This window comes from Streptomyces sp. NPDC046860 (genome assembly GCF_040645115.1).
Lineage (GTDB): Bacteria > Actinomycetota > Actinomycetes > Streptomycetales > Streptomycetaceae > Streptomyces.
Genome location: NZ_JBEYXQ010000010.1, coordinates 72,721 through 91,626, shown reverse-complemented (window position 1 = coordinate 91,626; position 18,906 = coordinate 72,721). Strand labels below are relative to the sequence as shown.

General features: G+C 73.6%; 16 protein-coding genes. 13 read left to right on the top strand and 3 right to left on the bottom strand.

From position 1 onward, the window contains the following. Nucleotides 1–11 precede the first annotated feature (11 nt). Nucleotides 12–767, bottom strand: coding sequence for a hypothetical protein (locus ABZ898_RS16790; RefSeq protein WP_361658646.1), 756 nt, complete (start codon nucleotides 765–767; stop codon nucleotides 12–14). A gap of 282 nt (nucleotides 768–1,049) precedes the next feature. On the opposite strand from ABZ898_RS16790, the gene purN reads away from it, so the two are divergent. Both purN and purH read left to right on the top strand, forming a co-directional pair. Then, nucleotides 1,050–1,688, top strand: coding sequence for a phosphoribosylglycinamide formyltransferase (gene purN, locus ABZ898_RS16785; RefSeq protein ID WP_361658643.1), 639 nt, complete (start codon nucleotides 1,050–1,052; stop codon nucleotides 1,686–1,688). Then, complete coding sequence (gene purH / locus ABZ898_RS16780) at nucleotides 1,685–3,256, top strand: bifunctional phosphoribosylaminoimidazolecarboxamide formyltransferase/IMP cyclohydrolase (RefSeq protein ID WP_361658641.1); 1,572 nt, start codon at nucleotides 1,685–1,687, stop codon at nucleotides 3,254–3,256. Before purN ends, purH begins: the two co-directional genes overlap by 4 nt. Nucleotides 3,257–3,325: 69 nt before the next feature. Here the strand turns inward: purH and ABZ898_RS16775 are convergent, their stop codons facing one another. Next, the gene (locus ABZ898_RS16775; RefSeq protein ID WP_361658638.1) at nucleotides 3,326–3,922 is read right to left on the bottom strand and encodes an RDD family protein; all 597 of its coding nucleotides are present in this window, start codon (nucleotides 3,920–3,922) and stop codon (nucleotides 3,326–3,328) included. Nucleotides 3,923–4,184: 262 nt separating this feature from the next. Here ABZ898_RS16775 and ABZ898_RS16770 point away from each other — a divergent pair, with 262 nt between their 5' ends. The 4 genes from ABZ898_RS16770 (at nucleotide 4,185) to ABZ898_RS16755 (ending at nucleotide 8,146) form a co-directional block, all read left to right on the top strand. Then, nucleotides 4,185–5,039 carry a bifunctional methylenetetrahydrofolate dehydrogenase/methenyltetrahydrofolate cyclohydrolase gene (locus ABZ898_RS16770; protein ID WP_161191042.1) on the top strand — a complete coding sequence of 285 codons (855 nt, stop codon included), beginning with the start codon at nucleotides 4,185–4,187 and terminating at the stop codon, nucleotides 5,037–5,039. Beyond that, complete coding sequence (locus tag ABZ898_RS16765; RefSeq protein ID WP_361658635.1) at nucleotides 5,029–5,493, top strand: DUF3017 domain-containing protein; 465 nt, start codon at nucleotides 5,029–5,031, stop codon at nucleotides 5,491–5,493. The genes ABZ898_RS16770 and ABZ898_RS16765 overlap by 11 nt, the downstream gene beginning before the upstream one ends. 310 nt (nucleotides 5,494–5,803) lie before the next feature. Next, nucleotides 5,804–6,844 carry a DUF2690 domain-containing protein gene (locus ABZ898_RS16760; protein WP_361658632.1) on the top strand — a complete coding sequence of 347 codons (1,041 nt, stop codon included), beginning with the start codon at nucleotides 5,804–5,806 and terminating at the stop codon, nucleotides 6,842–6,844. A 312-nt stretch (nucleotides 6,845–7,156) separates the two neighbouring features. Continuing rightward, on the top strand, nucleotides 7,157–8,146 hold the full coding sequence (locus ABZ898_RS16755; RefSeq protein ID WP_361658629.1) for a malate dehydrogenase: 990 nt from the start codon (nucleotides 7,157–7,159) through the stop codon (nucleotides 8,144–8,146). Between the two features lie 66 nt (nucleotides 8,147–8,212). Here the strand turns inward: ABZ898_RS16755 and ABZ898_RS16750 are convergent, their stop codons facing one another. Beyond that, the gene (locus ABZ898_RS16750; protein ID WP_361658626.1) at nucleotides 8,213–8,899 is read right to left on the bottom strand and encodes a siderophore-interacting protein; all 687 of its coding nucleotides are present in this window, start codon (nucleotides 8,897–8,899) and stop codon (nucleotides 8,213–8,215) included. Between the two features lie 221 nt (nucleotides 8,900–9,120). On the opposite strand from ABZ898_RS16750, the gene ABZ898_RS16745 reads away from it, so the two are divergent. The 7 genes from ABZ898_RS16745 to ABZ898_RS16715 all read left to right on the top strand — a co-directional run bounded on the left by ABZ898_RS16745 (nucleotide 9,121) and on the right by ABZ898_RS16715 (nucleotide 18,906). Beyond that, the gene (locus tag ABZ898_RS16745) at nucleotides 9,121–10,836 is read left to right on the top strand and encodes a hypothetical protein (protein WP_361658623.1); all 1,716 of its coding nucleotides are present in this window, start codon (nucleotides 9,121–9,123) and stop codon (nucleotides 10,834–10,836) included. A 1-nt stretch (nucleotide 10,837) separates the two neighbouring features. After that, entirely contained in the window at nucleotides 10,838–11,197 is a 360-nt protein-coding gene (locus ABZ898_RS16740) for a hypothetical protein (RefSeq protein ID WP_361658620.1), read from the top strand. Between the two features lie 25 nt (nucleotides 11,198–11,222). Beyond that, a complete protein-coding gene (locus ABZ898_RS16735) occupies nucleotides 11,223–12,488 on the top strand; it encodes a hypothetical protein (RefSeq protein ID WP_361658615.1) in 1,266 nt (421 codons plus the stop codon). Nucleotides 12,489–12,710: 222 nt separating this feature from the next. Continuing rightward, nucleotides 12,711–14,231 carry an aldehyde dehydrogenase family protein gene (locus tag ABZ898_RS16730; protein WP_361658612.1) on the top strand — a complete coding sequence of 507 codons (1,521 nt, stop codon included), beginning with the start codon at nucleotides 12,711–12,713 and terminating at the stop codon, nucleotides 14,229–14,231. Nucleotides 14,232–14,285: 54 nt separating this feature from the next. After that, complete coding sequence (locus ABZ898_RS16725) at nucleotides 14,286–15,818, top strand: GMC oxidoreductase (protein WP_361658610.1); 1,533 nt, start codon at nucleotides 14,286–14,288, stop codon at nucleotides 15,816–15,818. Then, nucleotides 15,815–16,960, top strand: a complete 1,146-nt coding sequence (locus ABZ898_RS16720; RefSeq protein WP_361658607.1) for a glycine betaine/L-proline ABC transporter ATP-binding protein — start codon at nucleotides 15,815–15,817, stop codon at nucleotides 16,958–16,960. The genes ABZ898_RS16725 and ABZ898_RS16720 overlap by 4 nt, the downstream gene beginning before the upstream one ends. After that, a complete protein-coding gene (locus ABZ898_RS16715) occupies nucleotides 16,960–18,906 on the top strand; it encodes an ABC transporter permease subunit (RefSeq protein ID WP_361658605.1) in 1,947 nt (648 codons plus the stop codon). Before ABZ898_RS16720 ends, ABZ898_RS16715 begins: the two co-directional genes overlap by 1 nt.

The following is an 18,906-nucleotide window of genomic DNA, read 5'->3' as shown; positions in this document are numbered from 1 at the left end:
CGCGGTGTTTCTCAGGAGTTGGCCGACCCCAGGACCCCGCGCAGGTTCTGCGGCAGGAGCTGGTCGCAGGACTGCTTCGACTGCTGGGTCAGGGCGTCGTTCACGCACGTGTAGTAGTCGCGGTAGACGAGCTGCACGGTGAAGACCGCGCCCACCAGGACCAGGGCGAGGGCGGCGGTGGCCATGCCGGCGACGGCCGCCGTGGTCTGGGGGCGGACGCCCTGGGGCGCGGCCGGCTCGTCGGGCGAGGGGGTGCGGGGCTTGGCGCGCAGCGAGCTGCCGCCCCAGTACAGGGCGAGGGCGCCCAGCAGGAGGGAGACGTAGGGCCAGCCGAGGAGGACGAAGAAGACGGCCCACATACCGGACAGCAGTGCGTACCGCGCACGGCGCTGGGCCGGGTCCGTGGGGTCCCAGCGCTGCCTGCCGCTGCCGCTGCCGCCGCCCTGGCCCTCGGGGCGGGAGCCGGGGCGCTCGCCGAAGCCGCCGGGGGCCCGGCCGGGCTGGCGGTCGCTCCACTGGCTGCCCCAGCGGGAGTCGTCGGAGCCCTCGGGGTGGCGCGGGCGCCAGGGCTGGTCGGGACGGTCCTCGGGCGGTGCCGCGTACGGGTTGTCGTCCTTCTGGCCGTCACTGTGGTCGTCGTCGCCCCGGCCGCCGGAGGGCGTCTGGGGCGGGGAGGCCGGCCGCTCCCGCAGCAGTACGGCGCCACGCTCGCCCTCCAGGCCGGAAAGCGGCGGGAACGTGAGGAGTCGCGGGCTGCGATCGGGCATCAAAGGAGCGCTTTCCCCTAGGTGGTTCAACTCGGTGATCCGGAGTCCGACGTGAGCTGTCATCCCGTGAACGCGCCGCACGGCGACCGCGTTCCCGAGCAGGCTCGTCCCGAACGCTACCTTCCGGCCACGCCCCCGTCCCGTGGGGGCCGTCCGGAGTGCCGGTATCGTTGCTGGCGGCCGGCCGCTTCGTAGACTTCCCCGTATGGCGGGAGGCGAAGCATTCGTACGACCGTACAAACGCCGGCCGGACTCATCGCCGTCCCGAGAAAGGGCCCCATCGTGGCCGCCACCCCCGCCGGTCCAGCGGTCCGGCGACTCGTCGTGCTGGTCTCCGGTTCCGGCACCAATCTCCAGGCCCTGCTGGACGAGATCGAGCGCGTCGGGCCCGAGGCGTACGGCGCGCGGATCGTCGCGGTCGGGGCCGACCGCGACGGGATCGAGGGGCTGGCCCGCGCCGAGCGCGCCGGGCTGCCGGTCTTCGTGTGCCGGGTGAAGGACTTCGCGGACCGGGGGGAGTGGGACGCGGCGCTCGCCGAGGCGGTCGCCGCCCATGAGCCCGACCTCGTGGTCTCCGCCGGCTTCATGAAGATCGTCGGCAAGGAGTTCCTGGCCCGGTTCGGCGGGCGGTTCGTCAACACCCACCCGGCTCTGCTGCCGAGCTTTCCGGGGGCCCACGGTGTGCGGGACGCGCTCGCGTACGGCGCCAAGGTCACCGGCTGCACCGTCCACTTCGTCGACGACGGCGTCGACACCGGGCCGATCATCGCGCAGGGCGTGGTGGAGGTCCGGGACGAGGACGACGAGAGCGCGCTGCACGAGCGCATCAAGGACGTCGAGCGAAGGCTGCTCGTCGAGGTCGTGGGGCGGCTCGCCCGCCACGGCCATCGCATTGAGGGACGAAAGGTAGTTATCCCGTGACCGCCACCGCCGAGAGCAGCAAGCGGCCCATCCGCCGGGCACTCGTCAGCGTCTACGACAAGACCGGCCTGGAAGACCTCGCGCGCGGCCTGCACGAGGCCGGGGTGGAGCTCGTCTCCACCGGCTCCACCGCGGGCCGTATCGCCGCCGCCGGCGTCCCCGTCACCAAGGTCGAGAAGCTGACCGGCTTCCCCGAGTGCCTGGACGGCCGGGTCAAGACCCTGCACCCGAAGGTGCACGCGGGCATCCTCGCCGACCTGCGCCTGGACAGCCACCGCGAGCAGCTCGACGAGCTGGGCGTGACCCCGTTCGACCTCGTCGTCGTCAACCTCTACCCGTTCCGGGAGACCGTCGCCTCCGGCGCCTCGCCCGACGAGTGCGTGGAGCAGATCGACATCGGCGGCCCGTCCATGGTCCGCGCCGCCGCCAAGAACCACCCCTCGGTCGCCGTGGTCACCAGCCCCGAGCGGTACGCCGACGTCCTCGGCGCCGTGCAGGACGGCGGCTTCGACCTCGCCACCCGCAAGCGGCTCGCCGCCGAGGCGTTCCGGCACACCGCCGCGTACGACGTGGCCGTGGCCGACTGGTTCGCCACCGGGTACGCCCCGGCCGACGACTCCTCCTTCCCCGACTTCCTCGGCGCCACCTGGGACCGCGCGCACACCCTGCGCTACGGCGAGAACCCGCACCAGCCCGCCGCGCTGTACGTGCAGCCGGGCGCCGAGGGGCTCGCGCAGGCCGAGCAGCTCCACGGCAAGGAGATGTCGTACAACAACTACACGGACACGGACGCCGCCCGCCGTGCCGCGTACGACCACGACGAGCCGTGCGTGGCGATCATCAAGCACGCCAACCCGTGCGGCATCGCGGTCGGCGCGGACGTCGCCGAGGCGCACCGCAAGGCGCACGCCTGCGACCCGCTGTCCGCCTTCGGCGGGGTCATCGCGGTGAACCGGCCGGTCAGCAAGGAGATGGCCGAGCAGGTCGCGGAGATCTTCACCGAGGTCATCGTGGCGCCGGACTACGAGGAGGGCGCGCTGGAGGCCCTCGCCCGGAAGAAGAACATCCGGGTGCTGAAGGCCCCGCAGGGCCCCGCCGCCACCGTCGAGATCAAGCCGGTCGACGGCGGGGTGCTGGTCCAGGAGGCCGACCGGCTCCAGGCCGACGGCGACGACCCCGCCAACTGGACGCTGGCCAGCGGCGACGCGCTCTCCCCGGCGGAGCTGGCGGAGCTGGCGTTCGCCTGGCGGGCGTGCCGGGCGGTGAAGTCCAACGCGATCCTGCTCGCCAAGGACGGCGCCTCGGTCGGCGTCGGCATGGGCCAGGTCAACCGCGTCGACTCCTGCAAGCTGGCGGTCGAGCGGGCGGGCGAGGAGCGGGCGCGGGGCGCGTTCGCGGCCTCCGACGCGTTCTTCCCCTTCCCCGACGGACCGCAGATCCTGATCGACGCCGGGGTGCGCGCCATCGTGCAGCCGGGCGGCTCGATCCGGGACGAGCAGGTCGTGGAGGCCGCCAAGGAGGCGGGCGTGACCATGTACTTCACGGGCACGCGGCACTTCTTCCACTGAGCGCACGCGAAAGGCGGCCGCTCGCTCCCCTCGCGGAAGGGGAGCGGGCGGCCGCCTCGCGTACGGCGCCTACTTGGTGCGGATGACTATCGAGCCGCAGACCTTGTCGGAGAAGGTCTGGCGCTTGGAGTCCCAGGCCGGCCACAGGTAGCCGAGGTAGCACGGCAGGCTGTCCAGCATGTGGGCGAGCTGGCGGACGAACGCCATGCCGCCGCCGAGCGGCTGGCCGGTGTCCTCCTTCAGCGTGCGGGTGCCGACGACCTTCTTGCCGATCGTCTGTCCCGTCCGGCCCTCCTGGATGACCTGGTAGACCAGGAAGGCGATCATGAAGAGGAAGCCGATGAGCGCGAGCGCCGGGATCTCCGCCTTCGCGCCGATGAGCACGAGCGGCAGGTAGACCACCATGTACAGGACGGTGTCGATCAGCCTGCTGAGGAAGCGCTGGCCCCAGTTCGCGTACGGCGGCTGCTGGTAGCCGTAGCCGGGCTGCTGCGGGTAGCCGTAACCGGCCTGCTGCGGGACCGGGGGCGCCTGCGGGTAGCCGTAGCCGGGCTGCGGCGGCACGCCCTGCGGCGCCTGCGGGTAGCCGGGCTGCTGGGGCTGCCCGTAGCCCTGCTGGGGGTCCTGCGGCTGACCGTAGGGATTCTGGGGCGCGCCGAAGCTCATGGCTGGTTTCCTCCGTTGGTACTGCGGGAACTGCGCGGAAGGCACGGAGGAACGTCAAGAACTGAGCGGTATGCCCCCCACCGGACCGCGATGCATGCGCCGTTCATGGTTGTGGAGCCACAACTTCTTGTCCAGCCGCATTCCAGATGTGTTGTGCAAGTGCAACATCAACGATCAACGCCGGACATCTGGGACGCGACGGTGGCGGAGCCCACGCGGACCGGATTGGAACCGGGGGGCGGTCATCCGCGAGGATGGGTGCATGACCGCCCAGATTCTCGATGGCAAGGCCACCGCAGCAGCGATCAAGTCCGATCTGACCGCCCGCGTGGCGGCGCTGAAGGAGAAGGGAATCACGCCCGGCCTCGGCACCGTCCTGGTCGGGGAGGACCCCGGCAGCCAGAAGTACGTCGCGGGCAAGCACCGCGACTGCGCCCAGGTCGGTATCGCCTCCATCCAGCGTGAGCTGCCGGCGACGGCCACGCAGGAGGAGATCGAGGCGGTCGTCCGCGAGCTGAACGAGGACCCCGACTGCACCGGCTACATCGTCCAGCTCCCGCTGCCCAAGGGCATCGACGAGAACCGCATCCTGGAGCTGATGGACCCGGAGAAGGACGCCGACGGCCTCCACCCGATGAACCTCGGCCGCCTGGTCCTCAACGAGCCCGCCCCGCTGCCCTGCACCCCCAACGGCGTGCTCACCCTGCTGCGTCAGTACGGCGTGGAGACCAAGGGCGCCGAGGTCGTGGTCGTCGGCCGCGGCGTGACCATCGGGCGCTCGATGCCGCTGCTGCTCACCCGCCGCAGCGAGAACGCCACCGTCACCCAGTGCCACACCGGCACCCGTGACCTCGCCTACCACCTCAAGCGTGCCGACATCGTCGTCTCGGCCGCCGGTGCCCCGCACCTGATCCGCGCCGAGGACATCAAGCCGGGCGCGGCCGTGCTGGACGTCGGTGTCTCCCGCAACGCCGAGGGCAAGATCGTCGGTGACGTCCACCCGGACGTCGCCGAGGTCGCGGGGTGGATCTCCCCGAACCCCGGCGGCGTGGGTCCGATGACCCGCGCGCAGCTGCTGGTCAACGTGGTGGAGGCGGCAGAGCGCCGTGCCGGCTGAGGAAACCGGGGAGCCGCAGGTGCGGGACGCGATCAGCGCCCCCGACGCCCAGGGGCGCACGAGGCGCATCACCCGCCGCTTCCCGCTGTTCACCAAGGACACCGCCCGTCCCGAGGGCGGCGGTCGCGCCGCGGCCGGTGACGCCCCGGCGCCCGCACGGCAGTGGCCCGTGCTCGTCGTGCTCTGCGCCGCCGCGCTCGGCCTGCTGCTGGTCGCCCTCGACGTGACCCGCGTCGGCCTCCTGCTGATCGGCTCCGCCCTGCTGGCGGGCGCCGCGATGCGCTGGACGCTGCCCGGCGTCGGCATGCTGGCCGTGCGCTCCCGGTTCACCGACATCGTCACGTACGGGGTGCTGGGCCTCACGATCGTCCTGCTGGCCCTGATGGTCCAGCCCGAGCCCTGGCTGAGCGTCCCGTTCCTCAAGGACACGTTGCACTTCACCGTGGCCGGCTAGTTCCTCTTCACCGTGGCCCGCAAGGCCGGTGACTCGCCCCCACCCCCGATCGGGGGCGAGTCACCGGGACTTCACCCTGGCGTCCGCCGGGTGGGCCGGGCAACGCCTGTCCGTGCGCTGTGGCACGGAAGTGACCGTTCCGCCACCGTGTCCGCGCCCTGCCACACCTGACAACCCGCGCCGCAACAAGGGCAGTTCGCCGGATACGTCATGAAGACCCCCCTCTCGCGGGCTACCTTGGAACCGGGGGCGGGGTGTGACGCGGGGAGGCGTCGCGGTTCCCGCCGGGGGAGCGACGAGGGGGGGACCCATGGCGCGTTGGAAGGCGCTGCCGGACGATCTCGATCCGCAGATCGGGGAGTTCACCGGACAATTGCGGCGGCTCGTGGACCAGGGGGGTCTCGGTGTCGCCGCGCTGGCCGACCGCACGGGGTACAGCAAGACGTCCTGGGAGCGGTATCTGAACGGCCGGCTGCTCGCGCCGAGGGGCGCGATCCTGGCCCTCGCCGAGGTCACCGGCACCAGCCCGGTCCACCTCACCACCCTGTGGGAGCTGGCCGAACGCGCCTGGAGCCGGGCGGAGATGCGGCACGACCGCACCATGGAGCAGATCAGCATCACCCGGGCCCGCGCAGAGCTGGGCGACCTCGGCGGCGCGCGGTCCGAGGCCGGAACCGGGGCAGGGGTGGCCGGTGCAGGGGTGGCCGGGACCGCCGGGGCCGGGGACGCGGGTGCGGAGCCCGGACCGTCGTCCGGTGCCGCGTCGGCCGACGCCGTCCCGCCGGCAGCCGGCGACGCGGGGGACGCGGACGCGCGGCAGCCCTCCGCGACCGCGGGGCCGCGCGGGGACAGACGCCGCCTCCTGCTCTTCGTCGCGGGCGCCGTCACCGCGCTCGCCGTGATCGGCGCCCTCGTGCTGCTCACCGGCCGCGGCGGCGAGGAGGGGGAGAACGGGGCCGCCCGCGGCGCCGCCCCGTCCGCCCCGCCCGCCACCAGGGCCGCCGAACCGCCGCCCGGGGTCAAGTGCGTGGGGTCCGGCTGCGCGGGCAAGGACGCCGAGGCCATGGGGTGCAGCGGTGACGGCCTGGCGAGGACCGCCAAGTCCGTCACGGTCGGCGCGGCGACGCTGGAGGTCCGCTACAGCAGCACCTGCGGTGCCGCCTGGGGGCGGATCACCGGCGCCGGCCGGGGCGACCGGGTGCGCGTGACGGCGGGCCGGGCGGCTCAGCGGGGTGACGTCACCGCCGCCGGGGACACCGACGCGTACACGCCGATGGTCGCGGTGACCGGCGCCGGTGAGGCCGAGGCGTGCGTGACCCTGGCGGCCGGTCCGGCCGGATGCACCGAGTGAGCGCGGGAGTTCGGGACGCGGTGCGCATGAGCCGCCGGAACCGGGGCAGGCGGAGAAGTATCCCCCCACGGGAGTCCGGCGAGCCGGTACCCCCACCGGCGGCCGCCTCGGTCCTCCTCTCCCGGACAGGCGGCCGCCGCCGTGTCCGGGCCCGGTCACGGCGGCCGGTCCTGTGGGGCGGGCCACAGGGCCCCGGACTTCCGGGCTGCCGGATGCGCGATAGCCTGACCGCTGATCTCTCTTGACGCCAAGAGATCGATCATCCGCCCGGGGCAGCGACGCCCCACCGCCAGCTGTCATACGGAGAACGCCATGACCCGCACTCCCGTGAACGTCACCGTCACCGGCGCGGCCGGCCAGATCGGTTACGCCCTGCTCTTCCGCATCGCCTCCGGCCAGCTGCTCGGCGCGGACGTGCCGGTCAACCTGCGCCTCCTGGAGATCACCCCCGCGCTCAAGGCCGCCGAGGGCACGGCGATGGAGCTGGACGACTGCGCGTTCCCGCTGCTGAACGGCATCACCATCACCGACGACCCGAACGTGGCCTTCGACGGCACCAACGTCGCCCTCCTCGTCGGCGCCCGCCCGCGCACCAAGGGCATGGAGCGCGGTGACCTCCTGGAGGCCAACGGCGGCATCTTCAAGCCGCAGGGCAAGGCCATCAACGACAACGCCGCGGACGACATCAAGGTCCTCGTCGTCGGCAACCCGGCCAACACCAACGCCCTGATCGCCCAGGCCGCCGCCCCGGACGTACCGGCCGAGCGCTTCACCGCGATGACCCGCCTCGACCACAACCGCGCGCTGACCCAGCTCGCGAAGAAGACGGGCACCCCGGTCTCCGAGATCAAGCGCCTGACGATCTGGGGCAACCACTCCGCGACCCAGTACCCGGACATCTTCCACGCCACGGTCGCGGGCAAGAACGCCGCCGAGGTCGTGAACGACGAGCAGTGGCTGGCCGACGACTTCATCCCGACCGTCGCCAAGCGCGGTGCCGCGATCATCGAGGCCCGCGGTGCCTCGTCGGCCGCCTCCGCCGCCAACGCCGCCATCGACCACGTGTACACCTGGGTCAACGGCACCGCCGAGGGCGACTGGACCTCCATGGGCATCCCGTCGGACGGCTCCTACGGCGTCCCGGAGGGCCTGATCTCCTCCTTCCCCGTCACCACCAAGGACGGCAAGTACGAGATCGTCCAGGGCCTGGACGTCAACGAGTTCTCCCGCGCCCGCATCGACGCCTCGGTGCGGGAGCTGGCGGAGGAGCGCGACGCGGTCCGCGGTCTCGGCCTCATCTGAGCCCCGCACGCACGAGTGACGGGCCCCCTCCGGTCTTTACGGACGGGGCCCGTTCCCGTGTGTCGGCTACTCCAGGCCGCGCTTGCCCGGCGTCCAGAACGGCTTGGTCAGCACCGAGCGCCGGTCCCAGCCCGCGTCCCGCAGCACATGGCGTACCGCCTGCACGGCGCGCGCCTCACCGGCCACGTAGGCCACCCCGCCCGGCGCGGGCGCCAGCCGGCCCACCGCCTCGGCCAGCGGGACCTCGCCGCGCAGCACCCAGTCGAGCCGTCCCGCGTGGGTCAGCGGCAGCCGGTCGGCCGCCGTCCCCGTCTCGACGCAGCCCGACACCCGCGCCCCGTCGGGCAGCGCGGCGAGCATCGCGCCGAACGCCACGGACGCGGTCTCGTCCCCCACGAAGACGTGGTGAGCGGCGTCGGGGCGCAGCGTGAAGGACCCCTCCGGCTTGCCCATCCGCACCTCGTCGCCGACCGCGGCCTCGCGCGACCAGCGGGCGCCGGGGCCGTCACCGGCGTGGTCCAGCACGCACAACTCGACCGCGCCGGACGGCTCGTAGCGCCACACCGAGTACGTACGGCGGGTGAGCGCGGTGCCCACCAGGACCCGGACCTGCTGACCGGGCAGGACGTCCAGCCCGGCCAGCGCGTCGCCCTCGATGCGCAGCCGGCGCATCCGCGCGGTGAACCGTTCCACGGCGGTCACGGTGCCCCTGAGCATCAGCAGATCGAGGACAGGGTTCAGCAGCGCGGGCATGCACGGCTCCTAGAAGTGGACAACTCGGTGCCAACGGACCGGAGTTGATCATCGGTGGGGGGTGGAGGGCGATGCTACGCGCTCCGCGGCGGGGGTGCGGGCGGGGAGGTCCGGTTCCGGTCGCCGGAATTCCGGTTCCCTGACCACCCGTCACCCCTCTATGCTCGGCGGTCGCGTCCACCTTCTCGTGGGTGCGGGACTTCCATGCATCGGGGGATGGCATGAGCAGTGCTCACGTGCCGGAGCAGGCGGAGCGGTCCGTGGCCGAGGGGGCGCCGGACCATCCGCCGCCCGCGCCGCCCCACACGAGCGAGGCGACCCGGCTGCTGTGCGCGGGTACGTATCTGGACTCCGGCTACCGGGACCGGGTCATCGAGGAACTCCACCTCAACGAGCAGCGGATCGTGGCGCCTTCGCTCGGCTTCGACGCGGCCAGGGTGCTCGCGCACGCCCTGCGGGCCCGGCGCCAGGAGCTGGGGTGGGCGGGGGCCATCGCCGGGCTGTGGCTGGTGGGCATCCCGCTCAGCGGCGGGCTGTTCGCGCTGTACCTGTGGCCCAGCATCTGGCTCGCGCTCGCCCCCTGGCTGCGCGGCCGGGCCGAGCAGCCGCCGCTGTACCGCCTGATCTTCGCCTTCCTGGCGCGGTGGTGGGGGCGCGCGTGGTTCGCCGCGCTGTTCGTCCTCACCGTCTTCGCCGCGTTCGGCGGGGCCTCGCCCGACGAGCCGTCCTACGACCCGTACGGCTACGGCGGCCCCGACGACTTCTCCGACTCCCTCACCCCCGCCGTCGAGGTCTGGCAGGCGTGGTTCGCCCTGGTCGTGCTCGCGCTGATCGCGCTGTGCGTCCACGCCCAGCGCACCCAGTTCAGCCGGGCCCTGACCGCCGAACTCTCCCCGCGGCGCTTCGCGGACGTCTCCTCCGACCCCGCCGAGCAGGCGCCGGGCCCCCGTCTGATGCGGCTGGGGCGGCGCATCCGGCTGGAACAGCACGCCCCGCTGGTCATGTACCACGAGGCGCGCCCCTTCTGCGGCGCCGGAGACGCGTACGACACCTGGGTGTTCGCCGTCGAGCTCAAGCCGGACGAGCTGAGGAAGGAGCGGCAGCCGCTCAGCAACCGGGCGATCCTGGAGAAGGTCCGCCCCCGGCTGGAGCAGCTGCGCGTCCCGGCCGGGTACGCGGGCCCCGGTGTCCGGGACCGGCTGCGCCGCCTGGAGATCGACGAGTGCGTGTTCCTCCCGGTGGAGGGGCTGCTCGACCGCGAGCAGGCCCCGTACACCGCGCAGGCGTTCGAGGAGCACCGGGCGCGGGCGGTGGAGGAGGGCGCCGAGAAGCGGCGGCACTTCCTGCGCGTGCGGGTCGGCGGCTGGGAGGAGGAGCTGGTCGTCACCGTCTACGTCCGCGTCCACACCCAGGGCGGCTTGCTGATGCTGGAGATCGCCCCGCACGTGCTCACGCCGGTGCGGGCGGACTTCAAGGAGGCCGACCGGACGGCCCACCGGTTCCGCAATAACAACACCCTCGGCAAGGCCGCCACCGCCCTCGTCCTGGTGCCGGGCTCGGCGGGCCGCGCGCTCGCCCAGCTCGGCCGGGGCCTGGTGCACGGGTGGCGGCTGCTGACCGGCGGCTACGCGGGCGCCCTCCCGGACGGCCCCGCCCTGTCGGTGCGCGAGCTGGGCTCCACCCCGGTCGGCTCGCTGTTCCAGGAGATGGACGTGGCCCGCTACCTGCGGGCCGTGCAGGACCGGGTGGCCGACGGGGTACGGTCCGCGCTCGCCGAATCCGGTTACGAGACCGGCGAGTTCGTCCGGAAGGTCGTCAACATCAGCAACGGTGACGTGCACATCGGCCGGATCGAGGGCAGCACCTTCGCGGTCGGCAGCCACGCCTCCGCCACCTCCACCGCACCGGGCGCGAGCGCGCCGCAGAAGGGAGCCTGACATGGCCGGTGACCAGCCCAGCGAGCCGAGCGTGCGCATCGGAGACGTGTCGGGGAGCACCTTCGCCGTCGGCAGCCACGCCCACGCCGAGAGCCACCACCACGGCGGCGCCGGGGAGCCGGCCGACAGTGAACTCCTGAAGGCCGTACGTGAGTTGCGGGCCGATCTGGAGCGGGTGCGCAGCACCGAGGGGACGGTCGCGCTGGACGAGGCGCTCGCCGAGACCGAGGCGGAGATCACCCGTACCGGCCAGGCGGGCCCCACGCGCCGCGAGCGCCTGCGGCAGCTGCTGGACGACTCCCAGGCCCTGCTCGGCGTGCTCGCCTCGGCGGGCGCGGTGGCCGGGCTGCTCGGAATGTGACCGGAAGACCAGGAGGGGGGCCGCGATGAGCGGGGGAGAGCGGTACTGGAACGAGGACACCCAGCGGTGGGAGGACGGTACGGGGGCCCGGCCGGCCGGTGACACGCCGGCACCTCCGGACCACGCGCCCCCGGCCCCGGCGTGGCCTCCGGCCGCCGGGCCCCCGGCCGACCCGCCCGCCCCCGTCTGGCCCCCGGCCGCCACCGACGATCCACCCCGCACCTGGCCCCCGGCCGCCCCCACGTCCCCCACCCGGCCCGAGGCCGACTCTCCGGCGGACGCCGACGCACCCGACTCAGCCGCACCGCCTGCCCCCGCCTCCTGGCCCCCGGCCGGCTCCCGGGCGGGCACCGACGCATCGGACGCCGCCCCGACGCGGCCGGACCACGTGACACCCGCCTCCTCCTGGCCCCCCTCCGGCCCCTCCGTGCCCGCGGAGTCGCCGACCGTCGCCTGGCCGCCCGGGGACCGGCCCGCGCCCCCGACCGCCCCCTGGTCGCTCGCGGACCCCTCGCCGGTGCCGTCCGCCACCGCCTCCTGGCCGCCTGCCGAGCCCTCCCCGCCGCCCGCCGGGGGTCCGAGCCGGCGTGTCCTGTGGTCGGTGATCGTCGGCGCGGCGGCGGCCGGGATAGCGGTGAGCCTGGTTCTGGCCCTGGTCGTCGGCAAGGACGACGACGGTGACGGCGACCGGCGCCCCGCCGCCGGGCACACGCCCTCCGCCCCGGCGACGGCCGGGCAGGAGACCTCCGGCACCCCGGAGCCCACCTCCCCGTCGCCCTCGCCCAGCGCCCCGCCCGCCGGGTACGCGCTGCGCGACGACCCCGAGGGCTTCCGCACCGCCGTGCCCGAGGGGTGGACGCGGGCCACGGTCCCCTCCGAGCACGGCATCGCCGTGGTCAGCTTCCGCAGCCCCGACCGCGAGCGCAGGCTCCAGGTGTACGAGGTGTCGGAAGCCTCCCCCGACGCCTCCTTCGAGCTGTACCTGTCGCCCGCGACGGCCAAGCCCCGCGGCTTCGAGAAGCTGTCGCTGAGCAACCTCGACGAGGGCGGCTTCACCGGCTCCCGTCTGGAGTACCTGGCGGACACGATCCGCGACGAGCCCGAGGTCGGCACCTGGCACGTCTACGACGAGCGGTTCGTCGCCGACGACGGCAAGATCTACGCCCTCGCCGCGTACGGTGCCGACGCCGACGGCCGGGAGGACGAGCTGGAGCTCCTCACCACCGCGCTCGCCTGGTTCTGCCCGCCCGGCATGAACTGCGACCCGGCCGGGCACGCGCCGCTGGACTGATCGAATCGACCCGGTTCGCTCCTGTGCGTACCGCCGTCGTGATCCATGCCACTCTCCCGCGCCCGATTCCTCCGCCTTTCTCCCGTAATTTCCGTGACCCAGCACACTTTCGGCCACTGAATGCGCATGCGTTTCGCCGGCCGAGGGCATGCGGTCAACCGCCCGGACGTGGCAGCTCTGTCACTCAGGGCCGCTGAACAGGAACGGAAGGCAAAACCGATCATGGCGGACAGAACGGAACGACTGGCTACGGCCACCATCCACGCGGGGGGCGAGTGGCTGGAAGCAGACTCCAGCGCTACACGCGAGATCCTCGACCCCGCGGACGGCCGGCCGTTCGCCGTGGTCGCGGAGGGGGACGCCAAGGACGTCGACCGGGCGGTCGCCGCGGCCCGCCGGGCGTTCGACGAGGGCCCCTGGCCGCACACCCCGGTCGCCGAGCGCGCCGCCCTGCTGCGCCGCGTCGCCGACCTCCTGGTCCGCGACCGCGAGGAGCTGGGCCTGCTGGAGAGCCGCGACGCGGGCAAGACCGTCGAGGAGGGCCGCGTCGACATCGACTGCGTCGCCGACGCCTTCCGCTACTTCGCCGACCTGGTGGCCGCCGAGGCGCCCGGCCGGGTGGTCGACGCGGGTTCGGCCGACATCCACAGCGTCGTCGTGCACGAGCCGGTCGGCGTCTGCTCGCTGATCACGCCGTGGAACTACCCGCTGCTCCAGGCCAGCTGGAAGATCGCCCCGGCGCTCGCCGCGGGCAACACCTTTGTGATCAAGCCCAGCGAGATCACCCCGATGACCACGATCGCGCTGATCGGGCTGCTGGTGGAGGCCGGACTGCCCGAGGGCGTCGCGGGCCTGGTCACCGGCCCCGGCCACACCGTGGGCGCCCGCCTCGCCGAGCACCCCGACGTCGACCTGGTCTCCTTCACCGGCGGCCTGGTCAGCGGCGTCAAGGTGGCCCAGGCCGCCGCGCCCACCGTCAAGAAGGTCGCCCTCGAACTCGGCGGCAAGAACCCCAACGTGGTCTTCGCCGACGCCTGCGCCACCGAGGAGGGCTTCGACACCGCCGTCGACCAGGCCCTCAACGCCGCGTTCATCCACAGCGGCCAGGTCTGCTCGGCGGGTGGACGGCTCATCGTCGAGGAGTCCGTACGGGACCGCTTCGTCGCCGAACTCGCCAGCCGCGCCCGGAAGATCAGGCTCGGCCGCGGCACCGCGCCCGGTGTCGAGTGCGGCCCCCTCGTCTCCGAGCAGCAGCGCGCCAAGACCGAGGACTTCGTCGCCTCCGCCCTCGCCGAGGGTGCGCGCCTGGTCTGCGGCGGCAAGCGCCCCGAGCCCACCGAGGACCGCCCCGGGTCCGGCTACTTCTACGAGCCGACCGTCCTCGACCACTGCCACCGCGAGATGCGCGTCGTGCGGGAGGAGGTCTTCGGGCCGGTCCTCACCGTCGAGACCTTCCGCACCGAGGACGAGGCCGTCGCCCTCGCCAACGACACCGAGTACGGCCTCGCGGGCGCCGTCTGGACCACCGACGCCGGCCGCGCCCGGCGCGTCGCCGCCCGGCTGCGCCACGGCACCGTGTGGATCAACGACTTCCACCCCTACCTGCCGCAGGCGGAGTGGGGCGGCTTCGGCAAGAGCGGCACCGGCCGCGAACTGGGCCCCGCCGGCCTGGCCGAGTACCGCGAGGCCAAGCACGTGTACCAGAACCTCGCCCCCGGCCCGGTGCGCTGGTTCGCCGGCTGACCCCGGCCCCGAGACCTTCGTACGACCTCCCCGCCCCCAGGAGTCAGACACCCCATGCCCGAACACACCCACGAGTACGACTACGTCGTCGTCGGCGGCGGCACGGCGGGCTCCGTCATCGCCTCCCGCCTGACCGAGAACCCGGACGTCACCGTCGCCGTCATCGAGGGCGGCCCGAGCGACGTCGACCGCGACGACGTGCTGACGCTGCGCCGCTGGATGGGCCTGCTCGGCGGCGACCTCGACTACGACTACCCGACCACCGAGCAGCCGCGCGGCAACTCCCACATCCGGCACAGCCGGGCCCGGGTGCTCGGCGGCTGCTCCTCGCACAACACCCTGATCTCGTTCAAGCCGCTCCCGTCCGACTGGGACGAGTGGGAGCGGGCCGGGGCGACCGGCTGGGGCGCCGTCCCGATGGAGGCGTACTTCGCCCGGCTGAAGAACAACATCGTCCCGGTGGACGAGAAGGACCGCAACGCCATCGCGCGGGACTTCGTGGACGCCGCGCAGTCCGCGCTCGGCGTGCCGCGGATCGAGGGCTTCAACAAGAAGCCGTTCACCGACGGTGTCGGCTTCTTCGACCTCTCGTACCACCCCGAGAACAACAAGCGGTCCTCGGCCTCCGTCGCCTACCTGCACCCGGTGATGGACGAGCGCCCGAACCTCCACCTCTTCCTGGAGACCTGGGCGTACCGGCTGGAGCTGGACGGCACCCGCGCCGAGGGCGTCCACGTCCGCACCAAGGACGGCCGGGAGCTGCTGGTCAAGGCGCGCAACGAGGTCGTCCTGTGCGCCGGCGCCGTCGACACCCCGCGCCTGCTGATGCACTCGGGCATCGGCCCGCGCGCCGACCTGGAGGCCCTCGGCATCCCGGTCGTGCTCGACCTGCCCGGCGTCGGTGAGAACCTGCTCGACCACCCGGAGTCGGTGATCGTCTGGGAGACGGACGGACCCATCCCGGACAACTCCGCGATGGACTCCGACGCGGGCCTGTTCGTGCGCCGCGACCCCGGACACGCGGGCCCGGACCTGATGTTCCACTTCTACCAGATCCCGTTCACGGACAACCCGGAGCGACTGGGGTACGAGCGGCCCGAGTTCGGCGTCTCCATGACCCCGAACATCCCCAAGCCCAGGAGCCGCGGCCGGCTGTACCTCACCAGCGCGGACCCCGAGGTGAAGCCCGCGCTGGACTTCCGGTACTTCACCGACGAGGACGACTACGACGCCCAGACCCTGGTCGACGGCATCCGCATCGCCCGCGAGATAGCGAAGTCGGAGCCGCTGGCCCACTGGCTCAAGCGCGAGGTCTGCCCCGGGCCCGAGGTCCAGGGCGACGAGGAGCTGAGCGAGTACGCGCGCAAGGTCGCGCACACCGTGTACCACCCGGCCGGCACCTGCAAGATGGGCGCCGCCGATGACGAACTCGCCGTGGTGGACCCCGAGTTGCGTGTCCGGGGTCTGGGCGGCATCCGTATCGCCGACGCGTCCGTCTTCCCGACGATGACCGCGGTGAACCCGATGATCGGAGTGCTCATGGTCGGGGAGAAGGCTGTCGAACTGATCGGTGGTGACGCGCGATGACGCTCACCGTGCCCACGCGCAAGCCGCCGACCTCCGCCGAGGGGACGGCCGCGCCGGTCTTCGCCGTCGACGGTCTGTGGAAGGTGTTCGGCCCCAAGCCCGAGCGCGTCCCCGCCGACCCCAGGCTGGCCGCCCTGAGCCCCGCCGAGCTGCGCGCCGAGACCGGCTGCACGGCCGCCGTGCGGGACGTGTCCTTCGAGGTCCGCAAGGGCGAGGTCTTCGTCGTCATGGGCCTGTCCGGCTCCGGCAAGTCCACCCTGGTGCGCTGCCTGACCCGGCTCATCGAGCCCACCGCCGGCACCATCGCCATCGACGGCGAGGACGTGCGCGCCATGGACCGGGGCCGGCTGCGCGAACTGCGCCGCCACCGCGCCGCGATGGTCTTCCAGCACTTCGGCCTGCTGCCGCACCGCACCGTCCTCGACAACGTCGCCTACGGCCTGGAGATCCAGGGCGTCTCGCGCTCCGAGCGGCGCGAGCGGGCCGCCGAGGTCGTCGAGAAGGTCGGCCTCGCGGGCATGGAGAAGCGCCGCCCCGGCCAGCTCTCCGGCGGCCAGCGCCAGCGCGTCGGCCTCGCCCGCGCCCTCGCCGTCGACCCCGAGGTGCTGCTCTTCGACGAGCCGTTCAGCGCGCTCGACCCGCTGATCCGGCGCGACATGCAGGACGAGGTCGTCCGCCTGCACGAGGAGGAGGGCCGGACGATGGTGTTCATCACCCACGACCTCTCCGAGGCCCTCAAGCTCGGCGACCGCATCGCCCTGATGCGCGACGGCCGCGTGGTCCAGCTCGGCACGCCCGAGGAGATCGTCAACTCCCCGGCCGACGACTACGTCCGCGAGTTCGTCCGCGACGTGCCCCGCGAGCAGGTCGTCACCTGCCGTACCGCGATGCGCCCCGCCACCCGCGAGGAGGCCGGCAGCGGTCCCGCCGTGCGCCCCGAGGCCCCGGTCGCCGAGGCCATCGAGGCCGTCGCCCGCGCGGGCGCACCGGCCCGGGTGATGGACGACGGCACCTGCATGGGCGTCGTCGACTCCGACGCGCTGCTGAACGTGGTGGCGGGCACCGGCCCGGCCGCCCCCGAGGACCCCGGCGCCGAGCCGGCGGTCCTCACGCCCCCCGTCCCCGAGCCCGAGGCGGTCTGATGGCCACGATCACCGCCCCCGCCTCCCGGCGCGCCCTGCCCGGCCTGCTCAGGTCCCGCCCGGCCGCCAAGCTCCTGACGCTCGCCGTCGCCGCCGTCGTCCTCGTGCCCCTGCTCGACAGCCGCTGGGGCAGCGGGCACTGGCCGCACGCGCTGACCGTCAGCCTCACCGGCCCGCTCGGCGACGCCAGCGACTGGGTGATGAACAACCGGGACAGCCACCCGCTGTTCCTCTACTTCTTCGGCCACATCAGCAACGCGGTCGTGCTCTGCGTACGCGGTGTCTACCTCGCCCTGCTCGCCATGGGCTGGGTCGGCGTCACCGCGCTCGGCGCCCTGGTCGCCTGGCGGGTGGCCGGGGTGAAGCTGGCCGCCGGCACCACCGTGGCGTTCCTCGCCTGCGGTGCGCTCGGCATGTGGCTGCCCACCATGCAGATCCTCGCGCTCATGGTGGCCGCCGTCCTCGCCTCGGTCGCCGTCGGCGTCCTGCTCGGCCTCGCCGCCGGGCTCTCCGACCGGCTGGACCGCGCCCTGCGCCCGGTGCTGGACACCATGCAGGTGCTGCCTGCCTTCGCCTACCTGCTGCCCGTGGTCCTGGTCTTCGGCATCGGTGTCCCCGCCGCCGTCCTCGCCACCGTGGTCTACGCGGCCCCGCCGATGGCCCGCCTCACCGCGCTCGGCCTGCGCGGCGCCGACCCCGAGGTGCTGGAGGCCGTGCGCTCGCTGGGCGCCACCCCGCGCCAGCGGCTGCTGACCGCGCGCATCCCGCTGGCCCGCAAGGAACTCCTGCTCGGCCTCAACCAGACGATCATGATGGCGCTGTCCATGGCCGTCATCGCCTCCGTCATCGGCGCCGGCGGCCTCGGTGACCGCGTCTACCAGGCGCTCGCCTCCGTCGACGTCGGCGCCGCCCTCGCGGCCGGCATCCCGATCGTGCTGCTCGCCATCGTGCTGGACCGCGTCACCGCCGCCGCCGGCCGGGCCGCCGACGACTCCGGGGAGTCCCGCCGCACGGTGTGGCTGCTCGCGCTCGCGGGCACCGTCGCCGCGGCGGTCGTCGCCCGGCTGCTCGGCGCCGCCGAATGGCCCGGCGCCGTGATCCTGAACATCGCCGAGCCGGTCAACCACGCCGTCAACTGGATGACCGCCCACCTCTACTCCGGTGTCCCCGTCGTCGGCGGTACCGCCGACTGGGCCGCGCACTTCACCACCTGGATGCTGGACCCGCTGCGCGACGGCCTGCGCGCGCTGCCCTGGTGGTCGGTGCTGCTGATCGTCGCCGGCCTCGCCTGGCTGATCGGCACCTGGCGCACCGCGCTGACCGCCACCCTCGCCATGGCCGCGATCGGCGTGCTCGGCGTGTGGGACTCCTCCCTCGACACGCTGTCCCAGGTGCTGGCCGCCGTCGCCGTCACCCTGGTCCTCGGCATCGCCACCGGTATCGCGGCCGCCCGCAGCGACCGGGTGGACCGGATGCTGCGCCCGGTGCTGGACGTGTTCCAGACCATGCCGCAGTTCGTGTACCTGATCCCGGTCGTCGCCCTGTTCGGCGTCGGCCGCGCCCCCGCCGTCGCCGCCGCCGTGGTCTACGCCCTCCCGGCCGTCGTCCGGATCACCGCGCAGGGCCTGCGCCAGGTCGACCCGGCCGCGCTGGAGTCCGCCCGCTCGCTGGGCGCCACCGGCCGCCAGCAGCTCTGGCAGGTCCAGCTCCCGCTGGCCCGGCGCTCGCTGCTGCTCGCCGTCAACCAGGGCGTTGTCCTGGTCCTCGCCGTCGTCATCATCGGCGGCCTGGTCGGCGCCGGGGCGCTCGGCTACGACGTCGCCTTCGGCCTCGCCCAGGGCGACCTGGCGACCGGCCTGGTCGCCGGTGCCGCGATCGTCTGCCTCGGCCTGATGCTCGACCGGGTCACCCAGCCCACCGGCCGCCGCGCGAAGAAGGGAGCGTGA

What these genes read in the sequence shown, in the direction of transcription:
- ABZ898_RS16720 (WP_361658607.1), top strand. Translation starts at nt 15,815, where the DNA reads ATGACGCTCACCGTGCCCACGCGCAAGCCGCCGACCTCCGCCGAGGGG.
- ABZ898_RS16730 (WP_361658612.1), top strand. Translation starts at nt 12,711, where the DNA reads ATGGCGGACAGAACGGAACGACTGGCTACGGCCACCATCCACGCGGGG.
- ABZ898_RS16735 (WP_361658615.1), top strand. Translation starts at nt 11,223, where the DNA reads ATGAGCGGGGGAGAGCGGTACTGGAACGAGGACACCCAGCGGTGGGAG.
- ABZ898_RS16750 (WP_361658626.1), bottom strand. Translation starts at nt 8,899, where the DNA reads ATGCCCGCGCTGCTGAACCCTGTCCTCGATCTGCTGATGCTCAGGGGC.
- ABZ898_RS16715 (WP_361658605.1), top strand. Translation starts at nt 16,960, where the DNA reads ATGGCCACGATCACCGCCCCCGCCTCCCGGCGCGCCCTGCCCGGCCTG.
- ABZ898_RS16740 (WP_361658620.1), top strand. Translation starts at nt 10,838, where the DNA reads ATGGCCGGTGACCAGCCCAGCGAGCCGAGCGTGCGCATCGGAGACGTG.
- ABZ898_RS16790 (WP_361658646.1), bottom strand. Translation starts at nt 767, where the DNA reads ATGCCCGATCGCAGCCCGCGACTCCTCACGTTCCCGCCGCTTTCCGGC.
- ABZ898_RS16760 (WP_361658632.1), top strand. Translation starts at nt 5,804, where the DNA reads ATGGCGCGTTGGAAGGCGCTGCCGGACGATCTCGATCCGCAGATCGGG.
- ABZ898_RS16755 (WP_361658629.1), top strand. Translation starts at nt 7,157, where the DNA reads ATGACCCGCACTCCCGTGAACGTCACCGTCACCGGCGCGGCCGGCCAG.
- ABZ898_RS16770 (WP_161191042.1), top strand. Translation starts at nt 4,185, where the DNA reads ATGACCGCCCAGATTCTCGATGGCAAGGCCACCGCAGCAGCGATCAAG.
- ABZ898_RS16745 (WP_361658623.1), top strand. Translation starts at nt 9,121, where the DNA reads ATGAGCAGTGCTCACGTGCCGGAGCAGGCGGAGCGGTCCGTGGCCGAG.
- ABZ898_RS16725 (WP_361658610.1), top strand. Translation starts at nt 14,286, where the DNA reads ATGCCCGAACACACCCACGAGTACGACTACGTCGTCGTCGGCGGCGGC.
- ABZ898_RS16775 (WP_361658638.1), bottom strand. Translation starts at nt 3,922, where the DNA reads ATGAGCTTCGGCGCGCCCCAGAATCCCTACGGTCAGCCGCAGGACCCC.